Origin of the sequence: Ruminococcus sp. 1001136sp1, from assembly GCF_039841815.1 — a bacterium.
Taxonomy (GTDB): Bacteria; Bacillota; Clostridia; order Lachnospirales; family Lachnospiraceae; genus Blautia_A; species Blautia_A faecis.
The window spans coordinates 122,165-146,130 of record NZ_JBDPGY010000011.1 but is presented as its reverse complement, the minus strand read 5'-3'; the positions used below and the strand labels follow the sequence as shown (position 1 = coordinate 146,130).

Below are 23,966 nucleotides of genomic sequence, written 5' to 3'. Positions count from 1 at the left end.
TCGCCTGAATTCCATATACAAAAGTTCTTTTAATTCTATTACTATCTGTTCGTTCTCCATTTTCACCTAATCTCTTTACTCCAGTTTCAGCCTGCTCTTTGTTCTGTGTCTTCTGGGGAAGTACTTTGCCTCCCTTGGCTCCATAGAACAGCTCTGTGAGCGCTTCGGCATTTCACAAAACCTGTTTTACAAATGGCTTAAACTGTGGAACTCTCACAGACGGCGCTGGCTTGGTGTTCTGGATGACTCCGAGACTCAGCATAGTTACATTATAACATGTAACGGAGAGAAAGATGGTTGTCGTTAGCCATCTTTTTTTCTTTTTATGATAAAAATTTGGGGAGGGTGTGACTCGACATGAGTCACACCCTCCCTCTCTTAGAACTGTCTATTTGATATGCTCCCTTCTAGGTAGACAAGTGAAATAATAAAAACTTGTCACTTAGGAGGGAGCATATTTTATGTCTAAAAGAAAAGTATCTGTTGCAGATAAGATATATGCTGTAAATCTATATCTGGATGGAAAAGAAAGTCAACGGCGAATTGCCGATATGTTTGATGTAAGTCTCGCATCTGTCCAACAATGGATTCGAAACTATGAATCTATGGGAGCAAATGCATTCACATTGAAAGGGAATAAAAAATATTCCAAAGAATTGAAACAACAACAAGCAAAGTTATCTCTACTCCCGTTATCAAAGAATTGCCGCGCGCAGAGGTGGGAAAAGGGCTTTAATTGCAGTAGCCCATACCATGTTAATCGCGATCTATCATATACTAAAAGAGAAAGTTCCTTATCATGACCTTGGAGCGGACTACTACTCCGTTATCAATCAAGAAAAGATAATCAATAGGAATATTCGTACATTAGAAAAGTTAGGGGTAAATGTAATGATTCAGCCGAAATGAATCTCTTTAACTGTATAATTAAGAGAAGGAAATAAGCCCGCCAAAAGGCGAGCTTATTTAGAATGCTTGTTTATAGGTTATCGCTGAACTACGTTTTCAGGACAGCCCCTCGATTTCATTCTAAGCAGCATTTTTTAAATCAAGGCTTAATTGTCCTGCCTGCTCCCATGTTTTTGTTGGTATTCCGCACGCATTCAACGCTTCTTCATACCGAACTCCATTATTAGTCAAATTCATACAGATCTTATAATGTTTAGGATGCGTTACAAGCATTCTTTGAAAACGGTTTGGTTCAGCCTCTAAGTGTGCGCCAAATCCGCAGAACATACATCCGGTTCTTTGTTCACCAGTCGTATAGTACTGTCCAAATTCATCCTGTAGGATATCCCCATATACCGAACTGATTTCAATATCTTTTTCAACAATGTATCGTAGTACATCAGCCCTCGTCCAAGAACCCAAAGGCTGACTTTTTATAAGAGCTCCACTATATACATTGCATCCTGTTTTCGAATACTGATGTTCTCTTCGAAAACTTTCATCCTGTGTAATTCCAATGTACGGCTTTCTTCCAGTCTCTTTTACATATCTGGTAAAAGGTTCCTTCTTAAGGATATCACAACACTTTGGACTTATATCGCACTGCATGCAAACAAGGAAACGCCATTTTTTAGGCAACATACCAAATTTCCCACGTTCATCCCCATATAAAAGGTAATTACGATAGCGATCACTTAGGTTACCATGACGAAGTTTACTGACTTTGCTTGCCGTTTCCTTTGAAGCAATCGGGAAACCATATTTATCCACAACTTCCGAAAAATAAGCTCGTTTTCCAGACTTCCACCTGGGATAAATCTCCACAAAGTTACCGCTTGCCCTACGTGCGTGCCGTACAATTTCTGGAAATTCCAGTCCTGTGTTAGAAAATACAGCCGGTATCTCATCTCCTAATACCATTCGTATCATATACAGCAGTGCCGTACTATCCAGGCCCCCAGAGTAACTAAGGTACACATCTCCATACCAGTTTTCATACCATTCTTGAATCCGTGTTTCCGCAAGCTTCACTTTCATTTCATAGGGCAGGTATTTCCGCTGACTAAATTGCCACTCATTTAATTTCAATTCATCCTGAAGAATGTACATTTATTCAGCTCCATTAACCTACGGATATTAAAAAAAATATCCGTAGGTTCGTCCTTATGCAGCCAGTGCTACAACACCAGTGCCCTCCTCATAGAAATTAATACAGTAGCAAACTGTATCTGTCTCAAACTTTACATACTCATCATTCTGCTCCAATACTCGCCTAATTTTTCCTGTTGAACGCCATAATCCATTCTGACAATAGTGAGCTTTCTGTCCTTCCTTCAATGGCTGCATCACGGATCCATATAATACTACCGTGGGCTTAAATTTCATTCGTTCTCCTCCTTTCTGAAAATTCTTCAACGAAGCCACCTCCTTTTTGCGCACAAAAAAAGCACAGAACAGACATTCATTTTTCAAATAAATCAATGTCTTTCTATGCTTTTATTTGTACATATGATTGGTTAAATTTTTTCTCCAGGCCATAAGCCTGAACAAAATATCTGTTTCTGAATCCAGAAACAAAAATGATTACATGTTCATAATATCTATATATAGCTATTTTGTCAACTGTATAATACAATATATTGCATTATTATATTTATTGGTTTAATATGGGAACTTCACAACACATATAATCAAACGGTATACAAACTCCTCATATAAATCTTGATCAAATTGACTATTTACGTTTGCGTATTTATATAATAGCGGATTATATAATTCTATTATCTGAACCATCGCGGTATCATCCATCGTTTTTGCTCTATTAAGAAGTTCCCTAAATCCCATATCTATTTTTCTCCTATGATTTTTCTTAGTTTTGTAAGTGTATTGAAATATATGTTTTTAGCTTGTAACTCACTTCTTCCTACCAGTTTCCCAATTTCACGAAAAGTTTTCTTTCCAATACATCGCAATACTAATATTTCAATCTGAAGGGTATTTAAAGCAGAAATAGCAGAATAAAGCGTGGGATCATCAATACTATTTAATACGTCTCTCGCATGAAATTCTTCACCATCTTTGATTTTATAATCAATACAGACATTCTCTAACATGCGTTCTGCTGCCTTATCCTCAATAGAATCAACTTCATCCAAAGATGTCTCTGTTTTGATTATTTTATTCAGCTCTATCAGGTATTCTTTTTTCGCGTTCAATATTGAAACTTTTAAATACGCTCCAAACTTTCTCTTTAGTTCTTTATCCATTTTATTTGGCATTATTGCCCCCCTAATTTGTAATCCTGTAAAACTTCTCCAGTTGGCGGAGCTCTTTGCAATTTGTCATAATAACAACCACTTTTACAATTAACAAAACAGACTACTGAAATAACTTTCCAGTAGTCCGCACAAACCAGGTAATGTTGAGTATCCTTCTGCTTTTTATGAATTTTCTGTTCCTCCTGCCTGATCGATCCATGCCACAATGGAGTTAACCGCAAACATTTACATGGAACCAGGAATTATATTTTCTTTTACATTCTATATATAATACGATTCAAATAATTTTTGGCATCATTTCTTCATAGAATTTTCACAATTTTTGTATAATTAATTTATGCAATTTAACACATTCTTGATTTCTTCCACAACCTAACCAAACACCAAAGATACTATTTTCTTAGAAAATCATCCAGTTCTGAATCATAGGCCTTGACTTCTTCCATTGAAAGAGTATCTACTTTTTCAAATGCCCTATCAATCTGCTCGGAGCTCATATCGTCTTCTTTTTCCTTTTCAATAACATCTGTTAGCTGTTCTTCAGACAACCCTTCTTGAAAAAGGTGTCCACATTCCGGACAGATTCTATACGACTTCCGAATTTCACACTGACACTCCGGACATATTTTCTTATGTGTTTTTTCCATTCCCAGATAAACTGTATATACTGTCAGCAAACTTGTTCCTGCCAGGCAGATTCCTGCTCCCAAATGATATCCCATAATGTTTCCGACAGTCCCTACTGCCTCCAGAAAACAAATGCTCCCCAATATTTTAAGTTCCATCACTTTTTGCACCTCCCTGTCTAATCCTCAGAATTATCAAACAGCTTATAATTCTTCAGCATTAAAGAAACCTCCGCATCATTCGCTTCATACTCTCCATCTATACTTACAAAATGATCCTCCTCATTCTTATCTTCTGGTGCCAAAGGAACTTTTTGTTCCTTTGGCTGATCAGAAAAAACCGGCTTTGGGGCTATCTGTTCAATTGATTTATTTTCGATTGTCCAATAGGCCAGTACTGCTTTAACAATATATCTGGCTTTTTTCCTGCTACCACAGTAATCATTCAAAAACTGGCAGACTTTCCGATGATCTTCATCGGTTTCATCAAAACGGAGATTGAAACGGTACTCATTTTTTTTACTCATTTCCGTTCCTCCTTATTCTCAACCAGATACTGTAAGCGATACCCTTTTGCATTTGCTTTTGTATCATTGATAATATTGTATTCTACACCGAATCGTTTCCATACAATTTGGATGAAATCTGCCAATAAAATAGAACCTCCTCCAAGAAATACTGTCTGTGTCGTATTGAAATCAATTCCAAGCTCACGAAACTTTCCAAGTAATTCTGTCACATATCCGATAGCAACCTCACGTACACGTTCTTTTAACTCTGGTTTATAGCAACCACCTCTTTCCAATATAATATTGTCAATATCCTCTTCATCCAAGAGAATACTGTATTTTTGTCTTATCGCAGCTTTAATACTGTTATATAACCGAATGACACCATTTTCTAATGAATCGACATACTCCATTTCCAGCTGTCCAAATCTTAAAACCATATAATCTACGGTAAAGCCACCAATATCGATTAATAAAATTTTTGGTATTACCGATAACTGTTTCTTCACAGCAAGAAGACAATATGCGGCATATGCCTGTATATAAACTTTTACTTCTTTGAAAACAATTCGGTATGAAATGCCTTTATAGCAAAATTCAACTACTGCCCCATTCCGATAAAAATACTCCCTGAATTTTTTTCGCTGTTTCCCATAATGCGCAGGCGGCAGTCCTACCAGAAGCTCAATCTCCTGTAAATTTTGCGGAAGCAAACCTTCATTTTTTTCGCGGTAAGATAATTCTTTTGCAATGGCAAATAATGTCAGAATATAATACCGATCATCTGCGGTCTTATCTTCCATATACGAGATTCTTCTATTCGTTGTCATATAATATTTTCCTTCGTACTCAATCACCTCTTCCAACTCTCCTGGCAGTGTATCCAAAATTTCCACCCCGGAATTGAACTCACAGTTCTCTGTTTTCATGTGTTTGTTACCGGTATCCACTGAAATAATCATATGTATTTCTCCTTTCAAAATCCAAATATAGTATTGCTATACGCCTTTTTTGCGTCCTTGCAATTTCACTATAGAGATTTTGGAAAATCTGTGTCAATAGGATTTTGGAAATAATTATTTTTCTACGTAATCTTCACAAACCAGCTTCAGTACACGTTCACTTTCTCCCTCATAGCCCCATAATATGCTTCCTACAGCTTCAAAAGCCTGTTCACGCCAACGAAAATATGTAGTCCTGTGAACTCTTGCATATTGCGGAAAATGTAGTTCCAGCTTGTCCAGGATTTCATCAATGTTCTCTGGTTTTGTTGACGATAAATAACTGTAATAAAGTACCCAATAATACCGCTCCCCCTGCGGATGGTACCTTCGCATAAGATCAACGGCTTCATCAATTAAACGCAAATATTGGTTTGATCGGTTGATGGCCTCTACACGCTCTTTCTCAGATGCCAAATCTCTTTCCACGTCCATTCCCGCTTGATAAATGCTTTCTAAGAATTCATCCACGTCTGTACCATACTCCATATGGAATCGACGTTTAACCTGATTAATTTTAATTTGCATCTGCCAGTTTACAGCCCGATAAATTTTGAATAATTTAATAACGTCATGATAGGCAGTATTTTCTTCCCCCTTATATTCCTTTGAAATTACTCCTGATCTTCCCCTTGCCACAGCTCTGTCTCATCCTTTCTCTTTTCATTTAATTTTCTAAACGCCTTCTCCATTTCGTCGTCCATTTTTCCAGCTCTAACAAGGCAGCAATACATGAGTATAATTACCACTGCCAGCAGGATCCAGAAAAAAAGCCAAAAATGCCACATTTTTGATTCCTCCGTTTCTAATTTTATGGAGTGGTACTATACTCTCCTATTATAAATAATGGAATTACTTGTCGAAATGTGTAAAAAAATGGAAAAAAAATGCGATTTTTTTAAGATTTTTTTGATTTGAAATAAGAACCACATTGAAATACAATCGCACCAATAATGCATCTTCTCTTTTTCTAAAAACAAAGCCCAATAATATCTGGGCTAAAAATTGTCCCAAACACTAAAATAAGCCCATAAGTTATCAAATAACCCATGGACTTATTCATGTATTTTTATTCATCAAAATTTATAAAAAATATTCATTTACACACCTTTTACATTCTTATTTTGATACCCCATTTTCACACCTCTAGTACTCCATTTTTACTCCATTTTCGTAATAAATAGCGTGAAATTATAATAATTTACGTGAAATGCGCAACTCTCTTAACCCCTGGAAATACTGGAAAAATCAGGTGTTCCGTACAGGTCATACGGGGTGCTCTGGTAGACGTAATAATTTAGCCAATTGGTATACAGGTTGTTGGCATGGGCTCTCCACAGCAGAAGCGGACCGTTTTCGGGGTTGTTGTCGCGGTAGTAGTTTTCAGGCATTTCGATGGGGAGACCTTTGCCAAGATCGCGTTTGTACTCGCCGTCCAGGGTGACACGGTCGTATTCCGGGTGACCCATTACAAAAATCTTGCGGCCGTCTTCTGCCATGGCAAGAAAAAGACCTGCTTCGTCGGATTCTGCAAGGACAGTAAGGTCTTTGCAGGCATGTACATCTTCAATAGGAACTTCTGTATGTCGGGAATGAGGTGCCAGAAATACATCATCGAACCCTCTGACCAGCGGAATTTTGCGGTTCATTACCTTGTGCCAGAAAAGGCCAAACATTTTTTTATCCAGCTTACGTTTCTTCAGTCCATAAAAATGGTAGAGCGCAGCCTGAGCAGCCCAGCACAGGAAAATAGTGGATGTCACATGGGTCTCGGACCAGTCCATGATCTGGGTAACTTCCTCCCAGTAATCAACCTCTTCAAACTCCATCTGCTCTACCGGTGCTCCTGTAATGATCATTCCATCAAACTTCTTATCTTTCAGTTCAGAAAAAGTCTGATAAAATTTGTTCAGATGACTCCTGGAAGTGTTTTTCGCCTGATGGGACTCCACTGCCATAAAGCTTACGTCAACCTGCAGAGGAGTATTGGAAAGAGAGCGAAGAAGCTGAAGCTCGGTTTCCTCTTTCAGTGGCATTAAATTTAAGATCAGAATATAAATCGGACGGATATCCTGGTGCATAGCACGGTTCTCGTCCATAACAAACAGGTTTTCTTTTTTCAGAATCTCCTTTACCGGGAGATCACTTTGTATTTTAATTGGCATTGCAATTTCCTCCTACTATTATACATACTTTTTGTCATTCCTTTCGCTTCGCTCAAGGCACAAGCAAGTTATGAAAAAGTTACTGTTCACTGGTAACGTTCCGCGAGGTGTTTTTTATAAACAAAGTTCACAGAAAACCCGAAAACCTCGTCGCGAGATCATGGGATTGCATGATTTTTATGCATCGCAAAGGGGATTGCTGTAAACGAAGTAAGCAAAAAACACAGATTACCAAAAGGCATTCTGCAAAATATACCGCAAAGTACAACGTACAGATTACCCAAATTTTCTTTTAAATCCCCGCCAGCTCCAGGAAATCCTCCTCCGACAAAATCGGGATTCCCAGTTCCTGTGCCTTCTTGTTCTTGGAAGAAGCCGATGTTTTATCATTATTGATCAGATAGTCTGTTTTCTTTGTCACAGAACCGGTCACCTTACCGCCGCGGGCTTCGATAAATTCCTTTGCCTCAGAACGGTTGGAAAAATGCTCTACACTGCCTGTAATAACAAAGGTTTTCCCTGCAAAAACCTGTTCCGCAGAAGTCTCCTCATGAACCAGATGAAGATGACTGAGCAGATGATCCAGCTTCCGATTATTCTCTGCGCTCTTAAAATAATCAGCCAGACTTCCGGCGATTACCGGACCGATTCCTTCAATCGAGCTGATCTCTTCTTCATCCGCATAGCGGATTTTCTCTATATCATCGTCAAAATACTTACAGATTACCTTGGCATTTGCAAGACCGATACCTGTAATCCCAAGACTGTAGATCACCTTGGCAAGAGTAGTTTTTTTCGCTTTCTCCAGACTCACCATCAGATTATCAAAGGACTTCTGACCAAATCCTTCCATTTCTACGATCTGATCTTTATATTTTCCAATTTCAAAAATATCACCAAAATTATGAATAAATCCCATTGCAATAAACTTCTCCAGAGTTGCCTCTGAAAGTCCGTCAATATTCATGGCATCACGGCTGGTAAAAAGGCTGAAGGACTTAATCTTCTTGGCAACACAGTCCGGATTCATGCAGTATAATGTCTCCACATCGTTTTCCTTGCGGATACGCGCCTCCCGGCCGCACACCGGACATTTATCCGGAATTACCAGATTGCCGCTTCTTGTAAGATTCTCCGCAATCTGTGGAATGATCATATTGGCTTTATACACCTTAATGGTATCTCCAATTCCAAGCTGCAGTTCCTTCACAATACTGATATTGTGCACGCTGGCACGGCTTACTGTAGTACCTTCCAGCTCCACTGGTTCAAAAATTGCAACCGGATTAATCAGTCCGGTTCTTGACGGACTCCATTCCATATCCACCAGCCTGGTTTCCCGCATTTCATCCGCCCATTTAAAAGCAAAGGAATTTCGCGGAAATTTCGCAGTACTCCCCAGAGACTCCCCATAGGCGATGTCATCGTAGGTCACCACCAGTCCGTCTGACGGAAAATCGTTGTTTACAATTGTCTTTGAAAAATAATCCATGGCTTCATCCAGACTTTCAGAGGTAACCAACTTATACTCCACCACCTCAAAGCCCTGTTTCTTCAGCCAGATAAACTGCTGCTCCCTGGAATTAGAAAAATCCACATCCCGGGCACTTACCAGGGCAAAGGCATAAAAACGCACATTTCGTTTCGCCGTAATCTCGTTATTCAGCTGACGCACGGAACCACTGCAAAGATTCCGCGGGTTCTTATATTTGGCATCTGCATCGCCTATAGTCTCGTTGATCCGCTCAAACTCAGAATAAGTGATAATCGCCTCACCCCGAAGCACCAGCTGACCTTTATAAGGGATGCGAAGAGGAATATTCTTAAACACCCTGGCATTGTTGGTAATAACCTCACCTACAATTCCATTCCCCCTTGTTACTGCTTTCACAAGTTCACCGTTCTCATAAGTAAGAACAATGGTCAGTCCGTCCAGCTTCCAGGATAAAAGGCATTTGTGATTTCCTATAAATCCACGGAGCACTTCCCTGTCTTTTGTCTTATCAAGGGATAGCATGGGGCTTGGATGTTCTTCCTTCGGAAGTTCATTGACTGCCTCGTATCCTACACGGACAGTAGGACTATTTGTGAGTACAGTGCCGGTTTCTTTTTCCAGCTGCTCCAGCTGGTCGTACAGGCTGTCGTACTCCTGATTGCTCATGATTTCCCTGTCTTCCTGGTAATATGTCTTCGCGGCCTGATCCAGCTTTTCTACCAGTTCTTTCATTCGCTGTAGAGAATTTTCCATGATGTCCTCCTGTTTTACTGTTATAATTACTGCAAGCAGACTTCCTCTGTGAGACAGACTGCCGTTTTTCTGAAATAGTGCGGGAAGCAGCTGGCTTATTTTGCCTTTTTACTTCTGGAATTGAAGAAAAGGGAATGCTGTCTCTTCCCTGTTTTTGGGAAAATACAGGCGCACTGTCCTGCCTTCTGGCTGCGGGAAGCTGGGAGGAATCTGCAATTCCACGTTCCAGCTTCTTCCACTCCTCCTGGGTGGCTTCTCTGTACCCGCCCTCTTTCAGGCCATCTATTGTCAGTTTCATGATTCGTACGCGCTTCAAACTAAGCACCTGATATCCCAGATATTCACACATTCGGCGGATCTGCCGGTTCAAGCCCTGGGTGAGAATGATCCGAAAAGAATTTCTCCCTGTTTTTTCCACAAAACACGGACGGGTAATGGTATCCAGAATAGGAATTCCAGATGACATTTTTTTCACAAAATCACCATCAACTGGCTTATTCACAGTCACCAGATATTCTTTCTCATGGTAGTTTCCCGCACGCATGATCTTATTTACCAGGTCTCCCTGGTTTGTTAAAAGCAAAAGCCCTTCGGATTCCTTATCAAGACGTCCTATGGGATAAATTCGAACCGGATAATTCAGATACTCCGTAACTGTAGTCTCCTGGCGCTGTTTTTTTGTGCTGCACACCACACCTCGGGGCTTGTGAAATAAAAGTAGAACTTTTTCTTCTACTTTTTTCACAGGCTTGCCATCCACAAATACAACTGTATCTGCTGTAATCCTTTCTCCCGGTTCTGCCATATGACCTTCCACAGTCACCCGTCCATTCCGGATCAGACTGTCAGCCTCACGTCTTGAACAGAATCCCGCTTCGCTTAAGTATTTGTTGATTCTGATTTTTTCGTCCATTTTTCCATTATATAGTTTTTCCCGGGCATATGCAAGGCAAACCTTACCCAAAGCTCCGGAAGCTCCAGAACACATTTAAAAAAGCTTTCCCGCAAAGTGTAATGCACATCTTGCAAAAAACCTTCTCTACACACGCTCCAAAGCGAATATTAAGCAGCCAATAAAGAAGATAGAAGCATGCAAAAAAGCCAGGACAATTTCCCCGTCAACACTCTGCAGACACTGTAAATTCTTCCACACTGCCGCAGGCATTACACAGGAAAATCCATCCCGGCTTCCACATTCTTTTCTTATTTTTCCAATAAGAAAAACCTCTTTATTCCGTTTTCAGATCTGAAAACTTCATTTTCACAACACACATAGCTCCCATCATCAGTGCTACACCGATGATCAGGCACAGTGGGCTCTGGATAAAGCCGGCGAAAATGTAAGTTACAAAGGATACCACTGCTGCCACAATGGCATAAGGCAGCTGAGTTGACACATGATTTACATGATCACACTGAGCTCCCGCGGAGGCCATAATCGTCGTATCCGAAATCGGAGAACAATGGTCACCGCAAACAGCACCAGCCATACAGGCAGAGATGGAAATAATCATCAAGTCTCCCGGTGTGTTTTCAAATACATGAACAACAATCGGGATCAGAATACCGAAGGTTCCCCATGAAGTACCAGTAGCAAATGCCAGGAAGCAGGCTACCAAGAATATAATAGCCGGAAGCATATTTACCAGTCCTTCTGCAGAAGACTTCACCATTTCCGCAACAAACTCAGCAGCTCCCAGACTGTCCGTCATACTCTTTAAGGTCCATGCAAAAGTGAGGATCAGGATTGCCGGTACCATGGACTTAAAGCCCTCCGGAATGCATGCCATACAATCGCGGAAGGACAGCACTCTGCGCACCATATAAAGAAGAATGGTAATCACCAGACCGAAAAAGCTTCCAAGCACCAGTCCGACAGAAGCATCACTCTGGGAAAAAGCAGTTACAAAATCTGTACCGCTGAAAAATCCTCCAGTATAGATCATACCGATTACACAGCAGATAACCAAAGAGATGATAGGGATCAGAAGATCCATAACCTTTCCTCTTGGATTCACCGGTCCATCACCTTCGCCTGAAGCATAAGGACGGGCTGCTGTGGTAAACAGATCCCCTTTTAACGCATTGGACTCATGCACACCCATAGCACCAAACTCTTCTTTCATCAAAACCATAGATACCATCATTACAATCGTAAGAAGTGCATAATAGTTATAGGGAATAGCTCTTACAAACACGGACATTCCATCCTCTCCCGGAACAAAACCGCTGACAGCAGCTGCCCAGGATGAGATTGGTGCAATGATACATACCGGCGCAGCTGTGGCATCGATCAGGTATGCCAGCTTCGCGCGTGATACATTGTGCTGATCTGTGATCGGTCTCATAACACTGCCTACCGTCAGACAGTTGAAATAATCATCAATAAAAATCAACACTCCAAGCAAAATGGTTGCCAGCTCTGCCCCAACTCTTGTCTTGATGTGTTTGCCTGCCCAGCGTCCAAAAGCGGCTGAGCCTCCAGCCCGGTTCATCAGGCAGACCATAGTTCCAAGAATTACCAGGAACACCAGAATACCTACGTTACTGCCGGATGATAACACACTGATCATTCCGCCTGAAAAAATATGATTAACCGTTCCCTCAAAATTACCGCCAGAGTACAGAAGTGCTCCAACTAAAATTCCAAGAAACAGGGAACTGTAAACCTCTTTTGTGATCAATGCCAGAACGATTGCCACAACTGGCGGTATCAATGACCAGAAAGTAGCGTACACAGCAGGTGTGCCAGCCTCCTCTTCTGCCGCTGCCAGAACAGTCACCGGACATGCCAGGACAAACATCATAACAGCTGCAAAAAGAACAGACAACTTTTTACAATTGTACTTCATTATCGATTTCCTCCCTCTTTTTTCCTGAATACCAGATGACCAGTCACAAACCGGTCAGAGCGTTTTCTTAAAAGCCTCCTCTTCTTTAACGCAAAAAGCCATGAATGCACTCCCATTATGGGGACACATTCATGGCATTTATTCTTCACAGGATCTATACCTTAGATAGCGCTCCACAACAGTGACAGTCTGCCGCATATTCTGCGTCAGCCCAGAACTTCTCTCCTGGCTGAGAAAAAATCCTTCGGCAGTCTCCCCTTTCATTCCAGCCAGTCTGCCATACGACCCAGAGCGTGTATCTGCGTATGCCCATACTCTGCACACAACCAGTCTCTGCAGCTGAAATTACTGATGAAGCCTGCGCCTCTATCATAACTTCCCGTATTCAGTTTATTCACAAACTAAATGTATCAGCTTTTTCCTGTAAATGCAACCCTTTTATTCACAATATTTGAAAATACCGTACTCATTTACCTGACCGATCAGTAAGAACCCTTTTGTTTCCATATACAGCTGCTTCTTTTTGCTTGGAACAGGGAAAACCAGGTAATTGCATTTCAGTCTTTTTGCATTTTTTACTACCTTTTTGATCACCGGTACTTCTGCCACAAGCTGTTTATGGAGCCATCTTGCAGCTTTTTTTCCAGAGGCTCCTTTACCGCCTCTTCCGTAAGGCATTTTGATAGACGGATCATAAACTCTCACATAGGAAGCTATTTTGTCATCTGTTGCCAGGTAGATTTCTTCATTTTCTTCCTTCTGCTCATTGATCAGATTGCAGATGCTTACTACCTCATCAGGAATCTTCTGTACATTCTGAACCTTTTTGTAAAAACCATCTCTATTCAGGCCAGTTCCGCAAAAAGCCAGCACTGCCGCAATAAAAATCAGAAGTATGTACTGCCGTGGTCTGGAGGCTCCCGCCTTTTTTACCAGGCAGGTTCCGGCATAAGCTATAAGCGGCACTGCCGGAAGAATCCATAATACTCTCCAGTAAACCGACCGTCCTATACATTTCTGTATAATATAAGCAGTCACCGGACAGAAAAACACAGCAAGAAAAACTACAATATAGCCGGATAAAATTCTGGCTCGTTCTTTTTTTCTTCCGAATACCAGGAAATACAAACATGCAGCCAGCAGTAAATAGACATAAAATCCGTTCCCCCAGTATTTCTGCCAGGCATCCAGTGAAGCAAAAAGTGCTCGTTTCATCTCTCCACCTCCTAAAATACCAGAATGTATACCACGCCAAGTATCAGGGATGGCAGACAGCAGACTACACTCTTTAAGAATCTTCTTCCGTCTCTGAATTTCACCAGACTAAGCAGAGCAAATACTCCCATCAGAAGAGGGGCAAGCATGATTCCCATTGAGGAAAACAGACAGCAGGCTCCATTTGCCAGAAAAGCCAGGCTCCATGGATATTCCGGTTTTTCCTGCATAAAAATCTCCATACAGAGCAGAAATAAAAATGGTAAAAATACCCCTGCCAGCACAGCTTTTCCCTGCCAGATCCTGCCCATTGTAAAAATTTCTGAATTGTATACCGAATATCCGCAAAACCACAGGATCACGGCACAAAGGATCATAAAAATCCCCTGTTCTCCAGCCTTTCCCTTGAAGAATATGCGGCTGTACTGAAAAAGCACCACATATGCCAGAAAAACAAATACCGCCGGAAAAACAGTATGTGCCACAATGGCTGGATGAAGTCCTCCGCATAACCGGCTGGTCACGGCAAGAAATGCAGGAAACGGAGAAAGAATGTAACGGCTTGGCAATACATTGTAAGCGGCTCCGGTGTAGGGGTTATATGCATAAAGAGAATCGGTTTCCACCGCGGTAGTGGCTGTTCCTACATAAAAAGCATCATCTTCATCCATATGGGCATAAAGCACCACAACGACAAGCTGGAACAGAATCAGAATTCCTGCCACCACAAGCTCCGGGGAAATTCCATTCTTCTGCAAAAAACTTTTCAAACCGGAAGAATTTCCGATCTGCGGCTTGAAAACATCTGACTCTTCTGCCCTTTTGCTGCAATATGTACCAGCACACTTACCGGTTTCCTTCTGCCTCTTCTTATAAAGACTCCAGACACCCAGAAATGCCAGCACACCAGCCGTCACACCATATGTAGCTGTCAGCAGATGAAGCGGCTGCTTTGTAAAGATCATGATAAGGGAAAGCAGCTCTGTAATGGCAAATAACAGTGTATAACCGGCCAGAAGATATTCACTGCAGGTTCTTTTTTCCCTGCGGAAATAAAATTCTCCTGCCAGGCAGGGAACCACCAGCAGCCAGATCACTGCCAGTATCCCCTTAAAAATAAATCCCATATATTATTTCTCCAGTTCTTTTTTCAGAATTCCCATGGCAATCTTCTCCGATGTGATCGGCAGCTCTCTTACCCGGACACCGGAAGCATTGTAAACCGCATCTGCAATTGCAGGACAAGGGGTATCGATTACCAGCTCACCGATGGACTTGGCACCAAAAGGACCGCTCTTTTCATAGCTGCTCTCAAACTCAACCCGGATATTTCCAATATCCTCACGGCTTGGGATCTTGTACTGCATGAAAGAATTCTCACGAATCTTACCTTCTTTGGAATACTGCACATTCTCCATAAGTGCCATACCGATTCCCTGGGCAACTCCTCCCTCAGTCTGCACACGGGCAAGATTGGGATTAATAGGAGTTCCGCAGTCTACAACTGCCACATAATCGATCAGGTCAATATTTCCTGTCTCTTTGTCTACTTCCACCTCTGCTGCCCCAACCATATAAGGCGGCGGAGAAATCTGGGAAGAATAGGAGGCAGTCACCTGCATTTCCAGGGTATTTCCGCAGGTTCCCTTATAAGCAATCTCCTGAAGACTGACCTCTTTTTCCCCTGCGTAGACTTTCTTTCCATCAAAGTCTGCTTCCTCAGGACTTACACCCAGCATTTCAGCACCCAGCCGGATAATCCTCTTTTTCAGCTCATTGCAGGCGTTAATAACTGCATTGCCTGTAGCGTAAGTAGTGGCAGATGCATAAGAACCGGAGTCATATGGAGAAACATCCGTATCCACACCAAATGCAACAATATTCTCAAATTCTGTTTCCAGACAGTCGGCTGCCATCTGAGAAAGAATGGTATCACAGCCCGTACCCATATCTGCACATCCAAGGGAAAGTGTATAGGATGCGTCCTCATTCAGCTTCAGGGTTGCGCCTCCCACGTCTACATTGGCAATAGAGGAGCCCTGCATCGCCATGGCAAGACCTACGCCGCGGACTTTTCCATTTCCCATATCACGGCATGGATATTTCTCATCCCAGCCGATCATCTCCTTGGCCCGGGCAAGGCAGCGATCCATCGTACAGCTTGCTGTATGAGTCAGGTTTCCATCATAGTCATACATTGGCTCGCCTTCAATTGGCATATTCAACTCACGGATCCTTGCAGGATCCATATTCATCTTATGGGCCAGCTCATTAACAGCGGATTCCACTGCATAAATTCCCTGTGTGGCACCATATCCACGATATGCACCGGATGCCTGCACGTTGGTGTAAACAACCTCATAGTCAAAAGCATAGGCTTCCAGATTCCGGTACAGGGCAATTGCCTTATGACCTGTAAGTCCGATGGTTGTAGGACTGTGATCTCCGTATGCACCAGCATTGGAAAGCGCCTCTACTTTAATTCCTTTTACGATTCCGTTCTCATCTGCACCAACTTTTACGTGTACTTCCATCTCATGACGGGGAGAAGCGCAGATTAAAGATTCATAACGGCTGTAAACGATTTTGGATGGACGTCCTGTCATCCAGGTAACAATTGCCGGATAAATTTCACAGACCTCTGTCTGCTTGGCTCCAAAGCCGCCGCCAATACGAGGCTTGATCACGCGGATCCTGGAGGATGGGATTCCAAGGGCATTTCCAAGGATTCGGCGAAGGTGGAACGGTACCTGTGTGGAGGAAACCACATTCAGCCTGCCGAAATAATCCTTGGTACAATATGTGCGGAAGGTCTCCATCATACACTGCTGATCAGCCTTTGTGTGATAAACTTCATCTACTGTATATTTGCATTCTGACAAAACCTTGTCAATATCCCCCATTTCCTCATGGCCTTTTGCTGCAAGGTTCCGCTTGTTATCTGCACCAACCGGGAACTTGGATTCCCAGTCCTCTTCCGGGTGGACCAGAACCGGATTATCCTTAGCTGTATGCATATCAAGAACCGGTGTTTCCACGCGGTATTTCACTTTAATGCGCTTCATGGCAAGGTCTACAGCTGCTTCTGTTTCTCCTGCCACAATTGCCACTGCATCCCCTACGAAACGAAGATGCTGATCCAGGATCATTCTGTCATAAGGACTGAACTCCGGATAGGTCTGTCCGGCAGAGGCGAAACGTCTCTTTGGAACATCTTTCCAGGTAAGGATCAGTGCCATTCCTTCTACCTTCATGGCTGTGTCCGTCTTGATCTCTTCCACCCAGGCATTGGCATAGGGACTCCTTAAGATCTTGATGATCAGGCAGTCCTTTGGTGCCAGGTCGTCTGTGTAGACTGGCTTTCCGGTCACCAGAGCCATGGCATCCTTTTTCTGCAAAGACTTATTTACATAGCTCATGCCTGCACCTCCTTCTCCTGGATATTTCCGTTTTTCTTATATTCCAGATATTTCAGGATACTTCTGGTCTGTCCAACAAAACCGGAGCAGCGGCAAAGATTGCCTGCCAGATATTCCTTAATCTCTTCTTCGGTTGGATTTTCCAGTTCTTTTGTCATCGCAAGTACATTCATGATAAATCCCGGATTACAGAATCCGCACTGCTCTGCGCCTTCATTGGCAAGAAAAGTTCCAAATTCTTCAGCTTCTGCCTGAAGTCCCTCCATGGTGGTGACCTTTTTGCCGTCAATACGGGCAGCAAGGACACTGCAGGACAGCATTGGCTTGTCATTTACCAAAACGGTGCAAAGACCGCAGTTTGCAGTTTCACAGCCTCTTTTTACACTGTAGCAGCCAAGGCTTCGAAGAAACTCCAGAAGCATGGTGTCAGGACTGATTTCCGCTTCCTTTTTGGCTCCATTCAGCCAGAAATTAATTTTCATCTGTCATACCTCCCACTGCTTCTAATGCTCTTCTTGTGAGAACCTTCACAAGAAGGGTTCTGTACTCTGCGCTGCCTCGCATGTTTCCAAAGGTAGGAACCTTCCGTGCTGCATAGTCTGCAAATTTCTGAACCGCTGTCTTCTTCTCTTCCGAAGACATGGTTTCCATGCCTGCAAGGAGACCTTCTTCGTCTTCCAGAAGAAATGCCTTCGCCGGACGGGCACCGTAAACCGCTCTCACGCCATTCTCAGACAGCCTGATACAGCATGCCAGTACCGGGAAATCGGTCTTGGTATTACGATGGCTTAAATAGGCAACCTTCAACGGAGTTTTCTTTATGATAATGCGTACCAGAATATCTCTGTCTTTTGGCATTTTCACAAAATCAGAAAGACAGACTCTGCCGCCTTTAAAAAGTTCCACCTCTGTATCAAGTGCCAGAAGCATGGTGAGTACATCAGAAAAGCCGAAGCGTCCCCAGATACTTCCGCCTACAGTGGCGCAGTTGCGGAACTGTACGCCTACAATATGGCGCAGGCTTTCTCTTATGGCGCCTTTCGTATATGTATGAAGTCCCTGATGAAGTTCCAGGTCCCGCAATGGGGTCATACAGCCGATCACAAATTCACTTTCTGTTTCTGTGATGGTATCCAGACCAAGCCCGGAAAGATCAATGGCTGTGGTTACAACACGGTTACCCATTTTCAGCCACACCATGCCGCCAAGCACACAGGCAGTCCGCTTCTGGTTCAACTCATAAGCCTGTTCCAGAGATTCTGCTTTCACATAATTTTTTATTTTGAGCATGTTCAATTCCTTTCTCATATTGTATCACTGTTCATCGTTTTCCAAATGTGCTTTTTACAGAGCGTGTTTGAAAAAGGCTTTCTGCAATCTGTACATGCAGTGAACAGCAATCGTATTGCTATTTTTAGTATAACAAGAAAGGGTTCAAATTTCCAGCGAAATGACGTATTCAGAATATTTTTTTATTTTGATTTTATGCAAATTATATAGATGTTTTCATACAATTGTGTTATAATGCTAAAAAGAACAGAAAATAGTTCTCATAAACTATTTTATAACAAAATTATTTACAAATCCACCACAAAAGGAGGCGCCGTTTATGAGTAACCGTGTTATAACAATCAATCGTATGTTTGGAAGTAACGGACGTATTATTGGAAAGGCTCTTGCAGAGGAACTGGGATTTAAGTTCTATGATAAGGAGCTGATCGAAATGGCCAGCAAGGAGAAGAATATTCCTTTCGATGAGTTTGCCAGAGTAGATGAGAGAAAAGCCAGCCAGTGGCTGTATCCGGTGGATTACGAGCTGCAGATGAATCCGGAGTACCATTTCGTTCCCATGAATGATGTGCTTTACGATCTGCAGAAGAAGATCATTTTGGAGGCAGCCGAAAAAGAGAATTGCGTGATTGTTGGACGCTGCGGCAATTATATCTTACAGGATAATAAGGATAAGCATCTGAGTCTGTTTATCTATGCTCCGTTTGAGGACCGTGTGAAGACGGTGATTGCACGTACCGGCCGGGAGGAAAAGAGTGTAAGGAAGCTGGTGAAACGTACGGATAAGGAACGCCGGGCTTATTATGAGTATTTTACGGACACTAACTGGCTGGATATGCTGCAGTATGATCTGTGTATTAACAGCAGCAGGGTGACGAAGGAAGAGATTGTGGAGATGGTGAAGAAGTTGATCTAAAGTGTATATTAAAGGCAGCCCCGTTTTTGGCGGGGCTGTGATTTTTTGCTATTTAGTTGATTAAAAGTTCTTCAATGCGGACGCATTTGGACAATGTGTATTACTCACTCGCCGGCGCAACGCTCCAGCAAACTAATCGCTAACTGCGACTAATGCGTTCGGGAGAACCCTCACGCATAAGTCTCCGTAAGCGCTGGATTTCGCTTACGCTAAGAGCGCGCCTGAAATGGCTCGCTGGAGTAATACACATTGCCCAAATGCTGTGTGTCGGCTAGATCTGAGGTTATTTAGAAACTTTTAACGAGGGGGAGGGGAAGTGATTGGTTTCCCGATACTTTCTTGGCAATGTTAGATTAGGTAAAACCAATAAAGCTGTGAAGTATCAACCATCTAAATGGAGTTTCGAAAACACATAAAATAATATGTCAAGTTTTTGTTTGCAAAACAGCCCTAAAAATGTGCAAATACTTCATAGAAATTGTAAAAGCCGCTAATTTCCGACAGGTTTCCCATAAATTTTCGTTTCCGATACAGTATAGGGAAACCAGTCACTCACCCTCCCCACCTGTTGAAAGTTCCTATGCACAAATAAGTCCCAGCCAGTACACAGCATTCGGGCAATGGTGATTGCTCTAGCGAGCCATTTCAGGCGCGGTTTTAGCGTAGGCGAAATCCACTGCTTACGGAGACTTAATCGTGAAGGCTCTCCTGAACGATTTAGTCGCAGTTAGCAGTTAGTTCGCTGGAGCGTTGCGCCGGCGAGTGAGCAATCACCATTGTCCGAATGCGTCCGCCTTGAATAACTTTCAACCAATTAAATAAATTTTCAGGAACTCATAAATCTCTTCTTCAGTTGGCGGACATCCTTCCAGGTGGTGGGTGAAATGGCGGGTGCAGTGGCCGATTCCCAGGGTGCCTTCCTGGTTTCGGTAACCTTGACCGATGGAGATTCGGGTGGTCAGGTTTGAAAGGAGGCCTTCTTGCTTCAGGCGGTCAAGGGCAGGGATCAGGTTGCCGTAGCATGCGCTGCAGGATTCTACTTCTTCTACAGCGTCGACAAGCTCTACCACTTTCCGTGACTTGGGAATGGGGGCACCGGGGTTGCCATCGAGGGCACGGATTTCTACCTGGCGGATGTCGGCGCAGCCAACACCAAGGGTGGCAGCCTTTGTGATGTAGGGAACCTCTTCTACCTGGTAGTACATCATGTCGCAGACATAGGCATCCATAAGAACCGGATCCACAGCTGCCAGAACGCGGTTCATCTCTACGGGGTTGCCGCCATCCTCGAAATCCAGGTCTCCGCAAATATTGTCTACCACGATGAAATCCTGGTGGATAGCAAGGCCCAGGTGAGCGATGGGGTCATGGAGACCTAATGCGTGAAAACGGCGCTTCTCAGAATTAGGGAGAAGACCTTTCATGTTCTTCAATGCACAGGTGATTTTGGTCTGACAGTGACCTTTTAGTACCGGAACATTAATAAGGAAGTCCAGGTCAAGGACACTTTTACAGATGTTTAAGATCATATCGCCACATTGTACAGGCACTCCCTTTTCCTTTTGCATGTCAAGGAACGGAACGTTATATTTTTCACAGAGGGACTTGAAACCACAGACTTCGTAGGATTCGGAGGTCTTATCTCCTACCCAGGAACCTTCCATGATCACCAGATTGGAAAACCCTTTTTCCTGAAGATATTCTACGATTCCGGCGACTACCTCTGGGTGAGTGGTGCCGCCCCAGTAGGCTTCCATGGGGGCGACCAGGTTTGGCTTGATGCCGATCCGCATATTGTACAAACCAAATTCTGAATTCTGTTTTTCCACAGAATCCGAAGAATAAAAACAGTCCACTTCTGCTTCAGAGTTGTCAATAAGACTGCTCTTTGTTTCAAACTTCGCTTCTGTTATAATCTTCTCACTATTCTGCTGTAAACCTGCCCCGGAATTTTCTGAAAGCACCTTCAATCCGCATTTCTCAAACTTCTTCTCTATCTCCCCTGCCAGATTGCACGCCTCCAGCAGTTCTTTCGTCATCTCCTTATATTCAGTTCCGCATTTTATAAAAATCTGATTCTTCTTCATTTCCGGATCAGTACTCCTTTTTCTCCATAATCTTTATGGATATTGTACAGGAAATCAGAAGCATTAGCAACATAAGAACAAATAGCATCGCCAGACAGACTGGGATTCCAAGGTTCCAAATGCGCAGGCCCAGATTTTTCAGACCTGAAAAATCCACTTTCATTTTCTGGCATAGTTCTACGCCAATCCATCCTACAGCCATGATGCCAAATACAAGAACAAGTAGCACCAGCCTTCCTGTAGAGCTTCCATATTTCAACTGTACCGGAAACACAACCGCATTTGCGAAAACAGCAAGAAAAAGACCGGCAGCTGCAGAAGCGATCAGTTCTTCCCAGGACACCATACGATATCCGGAAGCATTTACACCAATTGCAATTGCAACAGCAACAGCCCACAATACCGTGACCATCCCTGCACCCAGCAGATACTTCTCCTTCACATATTCTTTCCTGCTGATAGGAAAAGTAAAAATATAAGGCATACCATTATCCATATCATCACTTGCTATGGTATTCAGTGCCATAACAGCAGCCAGAACAGACACATAACTGATTAGAAAAGAAGGACCTGCGGAAGTACTAAGGAAACAGAAAATGGCTATAATATATACGCCAATGAACGTTTTCATGTTTCCCCTCATAATTTCCATGTCTTTTACAAACATACCTTTCATAATACTTCCCCCTTGATCATCATAGTAATAACCTTGTCCACAGACCCACGTTCTATTGCAAGCTGCGGGTAGTTCTCCGCATAAAATGCACGCTCATCTGTGAGACAGCTGTAGCCGTATTGCTCCTTCTTCACCTTGAGAATATGCTGCTTATCAAGCAATTCATATTGCTTCTCGTCAGCCTTGATAAGACCATATTCATCCAGCAGCACATCTGTATTCTCATGAAGCACGATCCGTCCCTTATCAATCATATAGATATCATCACACAGGCTCTCCAGATCTGAGGAAATGTGGGAGCTGATCAGAATACTTCTTCCTTCCGTCTCCATATATTCCCGAAGGAGTTCCAGAATGCTGTCCCTGGCAATCACGTCCAGACCGGCTGTAGGCTCATCCAGAACAAGAAGTCTGGCATCAAAGCTGGTGGCTGTCAGCACTTTTAACTTTGCTTTCATTCCTGTGGAAAACTCTTTTAGTTTCTTATCCATGGGGATGGAAAACAGGCTGCACCGCTTCTCAAACATCTCCCGGTCAAATTTCTCATAAGTCTCTGTCAGAATATGCACAATCTGTTTCACGGTCAGACAATTGGAAAAACCGCTGTCAGAAAGTGTCGCGCCTATATCCGCTTTCTCTTTTTTGGAAATCTGCTCCATATCCTTATTAAACAGACGAATCTCTCCTGCATCAGGATGAACCAGCCCTAGAATAACCTTAAAGGTAGTAGACTTCCCTGCTCCATTAGCTCCGATCAGACCGGTGATCTGTCCTTCTTCTATTTCCATACTTACATCCAGGGAAAATCCAGGATAATTCTTCTGCAAATTCTTCAAACTCAGTAGCATATCTACTCCTCCATAATAAGCTCAAACAGTTCCCGGATCTCTTCCTCAGACAATCCGCTGATCCGCGCTTTCCGGATCACTTTCTCCAGTTCTGTCTCAATCTCCCGCTTCCGCTCTTCCATAAGAAGTCCCTGGTTATTCTTGGCAATAAAGCTTCCTTTCCCATGCACCGTAACCACGAACCCCTCTTCCTCCAGAAAGTCATACGCCTTCTTTACCGTAAGAGCACTAATCTTCAGCTCCTTCGCCAAAGTTCTCACAGAGGGAAGCATTTCCTCTTCCTTTAACGTCCCGTCAATGATCATCGCCTTGATCTGATCTGTGATCTGCTCATAAATTGGCTGCATCGACGAGTGATTAATTATGATCTTCATGTGACTCCTCCTTATGTAAACAGCATATAACAGTATTATACTGTTGTCAAGTGTTATATGCTGTTTATTTCCACTTAATTCATAGTTACTTTGAACAATCAGCCTGGAATGGGCAGTGTGTTGCGGATAGTTCGTCAAAAAACGGGATTTTATGAGTATAGCGCAGGTTCCATAAACACTGTCTGAGCCCAGCAGGGGCGAGTTTGTTTATGGAACCTGCAATCGGCGACGGAGTAAAATCCCGTTTTTTGACGTTGTCCGCAACACACTGCCCCTCCCAGGCGTCCGCCTTCGCCACACAAAAAAAGACGTGCATACCTGAGTCTAGAGCGTGTTTGAAAAATGCTTTCTGCAAGATGTGCGTCACAATTTGTGGGAGATTTCGCCCGGATGAGGGCGCCGTAGCGGGCTACGGCAACCGAATTCGGGTGAAATCTCCCGCAAAGTGGGACGTGCAGATTGCGGGAATGATTTTTCAAACACGCTCTAAACTCACATACACACGCCAATATT

General features: G+C 42.9%; 23 protein-coding genes, 3 pseudogenes and 1 riboswitch. Of the genes and pseudogenes, 3 read left to right on the top strand and 23 right to left on the bottom strand.

Going from position 1 to position 23,966, the window contains the following annotated elements; translation table 11 throughout:
* Positions 1-461: 461 nt before the first annotated feature.
* Positions 462-803 carry a helix-turn-helix domain-containing protein gene (locus ABHC48_RS11845; protein WP_204454564.1) on the top strand — a complete coding sequence of 114 codons (342 nt, stop codon included), beginning with the start codon at positions 462-464 and terminating at the stop codon, positions 801-803.
* A gap of 226 nt (positions 804-1,029) precedes the next feature.
* Here ABHC48_RS11845 and ABHC48_RS11840 read toward each other — a convergent pair whose 3' ends face one another.
* The 18 genes and pseudogenes from ABHC48_RS11840 to ABHC48_RS11755 form a co-directional block, all read right to left on the bottom strand.
* The gene (locus ABHC48_RS11840) at positions 1,030-2,058 is read right to left on the bottom strand and encodes a phosphoadenosine phosphosulfate reductase family protein (protein WP_118584051.1); all 1,029 of its coding nucleotides are present in this window, start codon (positions 2,056-2,058) and stop codon (positions 1,030-1,032) included.
* Between the two features lie 54 nt (positions 2,059-2,112).
* Complete coding sequence (locus ABHC48_RS11835; protein ID WP_118584052.1) at positions 2,113-2,334, bottom strand: hypothetical protein; 222 nt, start codon at positions 2,332-2,334, stop codon at positions 2,113-2,115.
* A 276-nt stretch (positions 2,335-2,610) separates the two neighbouring features.
* Positions 2,611-2,793, bottom strand: a complete 183-nt coding sequence (locus ABHC48_RS11830) for a helix-turn-helix domain-containing protein (protein WP_118584050.1) — start codon at positions 2,791-2,793, stop codon at positions 2,611-2,613.
* 2 nt (positions 2,794-2,795) lie between these two features.
* Entirely contained in the window at positions 2,796-3,227 is a 432-nt protein-coding gene (locus ABHC48_RS11825; protein WP_118584049.1) for a sigma factor-like helix-turn-helix DNA-binding protein, read from the bottom strand.
* A gap of 392 nt (positions 3,228-3,619) precedes the next feature.
* Positions 3,620-4,012, bottom strand: a complete 393-nt coding sequence (locus tag ABHC48_RS11820; protein WP_187564854.1) for a hypothetical protein — start codon at positions 4,010-4,012, stop codon at positions 3,620-3,622.
* 20 nt (positions 4,013-4,032) lie between these two features.
* The gene (locus ABHC48_RS11815) at positions 4,033-4,380 is read right to left on the bottom strand and encodes a hypothetical protein (RefSeq protein WP_118584047.1); all 348 of its coding nucleotides are present in this window, start codon (positions 4,378-4,380) and stop codon (positions 4,033-4,035) included.
* A complete protein-coding gene (locus tag ABHC48_RS11810; protein WP_118584046.1) occupies positions 4,377-5,324 on the bottom strand; it encodes a ParM/StbA family protein in 948 nt (315 codons plus the stop codon). The genes ABHC48_RS11815 and ABHC48_RS11810 overlap by 4 nt, the downstream gene beginning before the upstream one ends.
* A gap of 114 nt (positions 5,325-5,438) precedes the next feature.
* Positions 5,439-6,002: a hypothetical protein gene (locus ABHC48_RS11805; RefSeq protein ID WP_118584045.1), complete on the bottom strand. Its 564-nt coding sequence runs from the start codon at positions 6,000-6,002 to the stop codon at positions 5,439-5,441.
* Entirely contained in the window at positions 5,978-6,151 is a 174-nt protein-coding gene (locus ABHC48_RS11800) for a hypothetical protein (protein ID WP_173719018.1), read from the bottom strand. The genes ABHC48_RS11805 and ABHC48_RS11800 overlap by 25 nt, the downstream gene beginning before the upstream one ends.
* Positions 6,152-6,586: 435 nt before the next feature.
* A complete protein-coding gene (gene metA, locus ABHC48_RS11795) occupies positions 6,587-7,528 on the bottom strand; it encodes a homoserine O-succinyltransferase (protein ID WP_347505554.1) in 942 nt (313 codons plus the stop codon).
* Between the two features lie 292 nt (positions 7,529-7,820).
* Positions 7,821-9,776, bottom strand: a complete 1,956-nt coding sequence (gene ligA, locus ABHC48_RS11790) for an NAD-dependent DNA ligase LigA (protein ID WP_195699696.1) — start codon at positions 9,774-9,776, stop codon at positions 7,821-7,823.
* A gap of 259 nt (positions 9,777-10,035) precedes the next feature.
* Positions 10,036-10,689: pseudogene (locus tag ABHC48_RS11785) on the bottom strand (pseudouridine synthase); the annotation flags it as partial.
* 316 nt (positions 10,690-11,005) lie between these two features.
* A complete protein-coding gene (locus tag ABHC48_RS11780; protein ID WP_187565602.1) occupies positions 11,006-12,628 on the bottom strand; it encodes a Na+/H+ antiporter NhaC family protein in 1,623 nt (540 codons plus the stop codon).
* Between the two features lie 158 nt (positions 12,629-12,786).
* A riboswitch (Lysine riboswitch) is annotated at positions 12,787-13,005 on the bottom strand.
* Between the two features lie 61 nt (positions 13,006-13,066).
* Positions 13,067-13,843, bottom strand: coding sequence for a hypothetical protein (locus ABHC48_RS11775; RefSeq protein WP_187565603.1), 777 nt, complete (start codon positions 13,841-13,843; stop codon positions 13,067-13,069).
* Between the two features lie 11 nt (positions 13,844-13,854).
* Positions 13,855-14,970 (bottom strand): DUF6077 domain-containing protein, encoded by a 1,116-nt coding sequence (locus ABHC48_RS11770; RefSeq protein ID WP_187565604.1) that lies wholly within the window; start codon positions 14,968-14,970, stop codon positions 13,855-13,857.
* A 3-nt stretch (positions 14,971-14,973) separates the two neighbouring features.
* Positions 14,974-17,262, bottom strand: coding sequence for a molybdopterin cofactor-binding domain-containing protein (locus ABHC48_RS11765; RefSeq protein WP_118584039.1), 2,289 nt, complete (start codon positions 17,260-17,262; stop codon positions 14,974-14,976).
* Complete coding sequence (locus ABHC48_RS11760; protein ID WP_118584038.1) at positions 17,259-17,744, bottom strand: 2Fe-2S iron-sulfur cluster-binding protein; 486 nt, start codon at positions 17,742-17,744, stop codon at positions 17,259-17,261. Before ABHC48_RS11760 ends, ABHC48_RS11765 begins: the two co-directional genes overlap by 4 nt.
* A complete protein-coding gene (locus ABHC48_RS11755) occupies positions 17,734-18,552 on the bottom strand; it encodes an FAD binding domain-containing protein (protein WP_173719042.1) in 819 nt (272 codons plus the stop codon). The genes ABHC48_RS11760 and ABHC48_RS11755 overlap by 11 nt, the downstream gene beginning before the upstream one ends.
* Positions 18,553-18,871: 319 nt before the next feature.
* Here ABHC48_RS11755 and ABHC48_RS11750 point away from each other — a divergent pair, with 319 nt between their 5' ends.
* Positions 18,872-19,468 carry a cytidylate kinase-like family protein gene (locus ABHC48_RS11750; RefSeq protein ID WP_148462290.1) on the top strand — a complete coding sequence of 199 codons (597 nt, stop codon included), beginning with the start codon at positions 18,872-18,874 and terminating at the stop codon, positions 19,466-19,468.
* Between the two features lie 806 nt (positions 19,469-20,274).
* Here ABHC48_RS11750 and ABHC48_RS11745 read toward each other — a convergent pair.
* The 4 genes from ABHC48_RS11745 to ABHC48_RS11730 are packed head-to-tail and all read right to left on the bottom strand — an operon-like array spanning position 20,275 to position 23,453.
* Positions 20,275-21,555 carry a DUF362 domain-containing protein gene (locus tag ABHC48_RS11745; RefSeq protein ID WP_243284526.1) on the bottom strand — a complete coding sequence of 427 codons (1,281 nt, stop codon included), beginning with the start codon at positions 21,553-21,555 and terminating at the stop codon, positions 20,275-20,277.
* Positions 21,556-21,562: 7 nt separating this feature from the next.
* Positions 21,563-22,231 (bottom strand): ABC-2 transporter permease, encoded by a 669-nt coding sequence (locus ABHC48_RS11740; RefSeq protein ID WP_118578594.1) that lies wholly within the window; start codon positions 22,229-22,231, stop codon positions 21,563-21,565.
* Positions 22,228-23,079 carry an ABC transporter ATP-binding protein gene (locus tag ABHC48_RS11735; protein WP_118578596.1) on the bottom strand — a complete coding sequence of 284 codons (852 nt, stop codon included), beginning with the start codon at positions 23,077-23,079 and terminating at the stop codon, positions 22,228-22,230. The genes ABHC48_RS11740 and ABHC48_RS11735 overlap by 4 nt, the downstream gene beginning before the upstream one ends.
* Before the next feature lie 2 nt (positions 23,080-23,081).
* On the bottom strand, positions 23,082-23,453 hold the full coding sequence (locus ABHC48_RS11730; RefSeq protein WP_118578598.1) for a GntR family transcriptional regulator: 372 nt from the start codon (positions 23,451-23,453) through the stop codon (positions 23,082-23,084).
* 209 nt (positions 23,454-23,662) lie between these two features.
* On the opposite strand from ABHC48_RS11730, the pseudogene ABHC48_RS11725 reads away from it, so the two are divergent.
* Positions 23,663-23,893 (top strand): annotated as a pseudogene (locus ABHC48_RS11725) (DUF6783 domain-containing protein); the annotation flags it as partial.
* Here ABHC48_RS11725 and ABHC48_RS11720 read toward each other — a convergent pair.
* Positions 23,837-23,962 (bottom strand): annotated as a pseudogene (locus ABHC48_RS11720) (DUF6783 domain-containing protein); the annotation flags it as partial. The pseudogenes ABHC48_RS11725 and ABHC48_RS11720 sit on opposite strands and share 57 nt — an antisense overlap.
* Positions 23,963-23,966 lie beyond the last annotated feature (4 nt).

Excerpts from the sequence above, each read along its gene's own strand:
- ABHC48_RS11845 (WP_204454564.1), top strand. The coding sequence starts at position 462 with ATGTCTAAAAGAAAAGTATCTGTTGCAGATAAGATATATGCTGTAAAT.
- ABHC48_RS11840 (WP_118584051.1), bottom strand. The coding sequence starts at position 2,058 with ATGTACATTCTTCAGGATGAATTGAAATTAAATGAGTGGCAATTTAGT.
- ABHC48_RS11835 (WP_118584052.1), bottom strand. The coding sequence starts at position 2,334 with ATGAAATTTAAGCCCACGGTAGTATTATATGGATCCGTGATGCAGCCA.
- ABHC48_RS11830 (WP_118584050.1), bottom strand. The coding sequence starts at position 2,793 with ATGGGATTTAGGGAACTTCTTAATAGAGCAAAAACGATGGATGATACC.
- ABHC48_RS11825 (WP_118584049.1), bottom strand. The coding sequence starts at position 3,227 with ATGCCAAATAAAATGGATAAAGAACTAAAGAGAAAGTTTGGAGCGTAT.
- ABHC48_RS11820 (WP_187564854.1), bottom strand. The coding sequence starts at position 4,012 with ATGGAACTTAAAATATTGGGGAGCATTTGTTTTCTGGAGGCAGTAGGG.
- ABHC48_RS11815 (WP_118584047.1), bottom strand. The coding sequence starts at position 4,380 with ATGAGTAAAAAAAATGAGTACCGTTTCAATCTCCGTTTTGATGAAACC.
- ABHC48_RS11810 (WP_118584046.1), bottom strand. The coding sequence starts at position 5,324 with ATGATTATTTCAGTGGATACCGGTAACAAACACATGAAAACAGAGAAC.
- ABHC48_RS11800 (WP_173719018.1), bottom strand. The coding sequence starts at position 6,151 with ATGTGGCATTTTTGGCTTTTTTTCTGGATCCTGCTGGCAGTGGTAATT.
- metA (WP_347505554.1), bottom strand. The coding sequence starts at position 7,528 with ATGCCAATTAAAATACAAAGTGATCTCCCGGTAAAGGAGATTCTGAAA.
- ligA (WP_195699696.1), bottom strand. The coding sequence starts at position 9,776 with ATGGAAAATTCTCTACAGCGAATGAAAGAACTGGTAGAAAAGCTGGAT.
- ABHC48_RS11780 (WP_187565602.1), bottom strand. The coding sequence starts at position 12,628 with ATGAAGTACAATTGTAAAAAGTTGTCTGTTCTTTTTGCAGCTGTTATG.
- ABHC48_RS11775 (WP_187565603.1), bottom strand. The coding sequence starts at position 13,843 with ATGAAACGAGCACTTTTTGCTTCACTGGATGCCTGGCAGAAATACTGG.
- ABHC48_RS11770 (WP_187565604.1), bottom strand. The coding sequence starts at position 14,970 with ATGGGATTTATTTTTAAGGGGATACTGGCAGTGATCTGGCTGCTGGTG.
- ABHC48_RS11765 (WP_118584039.1), bottom strand. The coding sequence starts at position 17,262 with ATGAGCTATGTAAATAAGTCTTTGCAGAAAAAGGATGCCATGGCTCTG.
- ABHC48_RS11760 (WP_118584038.1), bottom strand. The coding sequence starts at position 17,744 with ATGAAAATTAATTTCTGGCTGAATGGAGCCAAAAAGGAAGCGGAAATC.
- ABHC48_RS11755 (WP_173719042.1), bottom strand. The coding sequence starts at position 18,552 with ATGCTCAAAATAAAAAATTATGTGAAAGCAGAATCTCTGGAACAGGCT.
- ABHC48_RS11750 (WP_148462290.1), top strand. The coding sequence starts at position 18,872 with ATGAGTAACCGTGTTATAACAATCAATCGTATGTTTGGAAGTAACGGA.
- ABHC48_RS11745 (WP_243284526.1), bottom strand. The coding sequence starts at position 21,555 with ATGAAGAAGAATCAGATTTTTATAAAATGCGGAACTGAATATAAGGAG.
- ABHC48_RS11740 (WP_118578594.1), bottom strand. The coding sequence starts at position 22,231 with ATGAAAGGTATGTTTGTAAAAGACATGGAAATTATGAGGGGAAACATG.
- ABHC48_RS11735 (WP_118578596.1), bottom strand. The coding sequence starts at position 23,079 with ATGCTACTGAGTTTGAAGAATTTGCAGAAGAATTATCCTGGATTTTCC.
- ABHC48_RS11730 (WP_118578598.1), bottom strand. The coding sequence starts at position 23,453 with ATGAAGATCATAATTAATCACTCGTCGATGCAGCCAATTTATGAGCAG.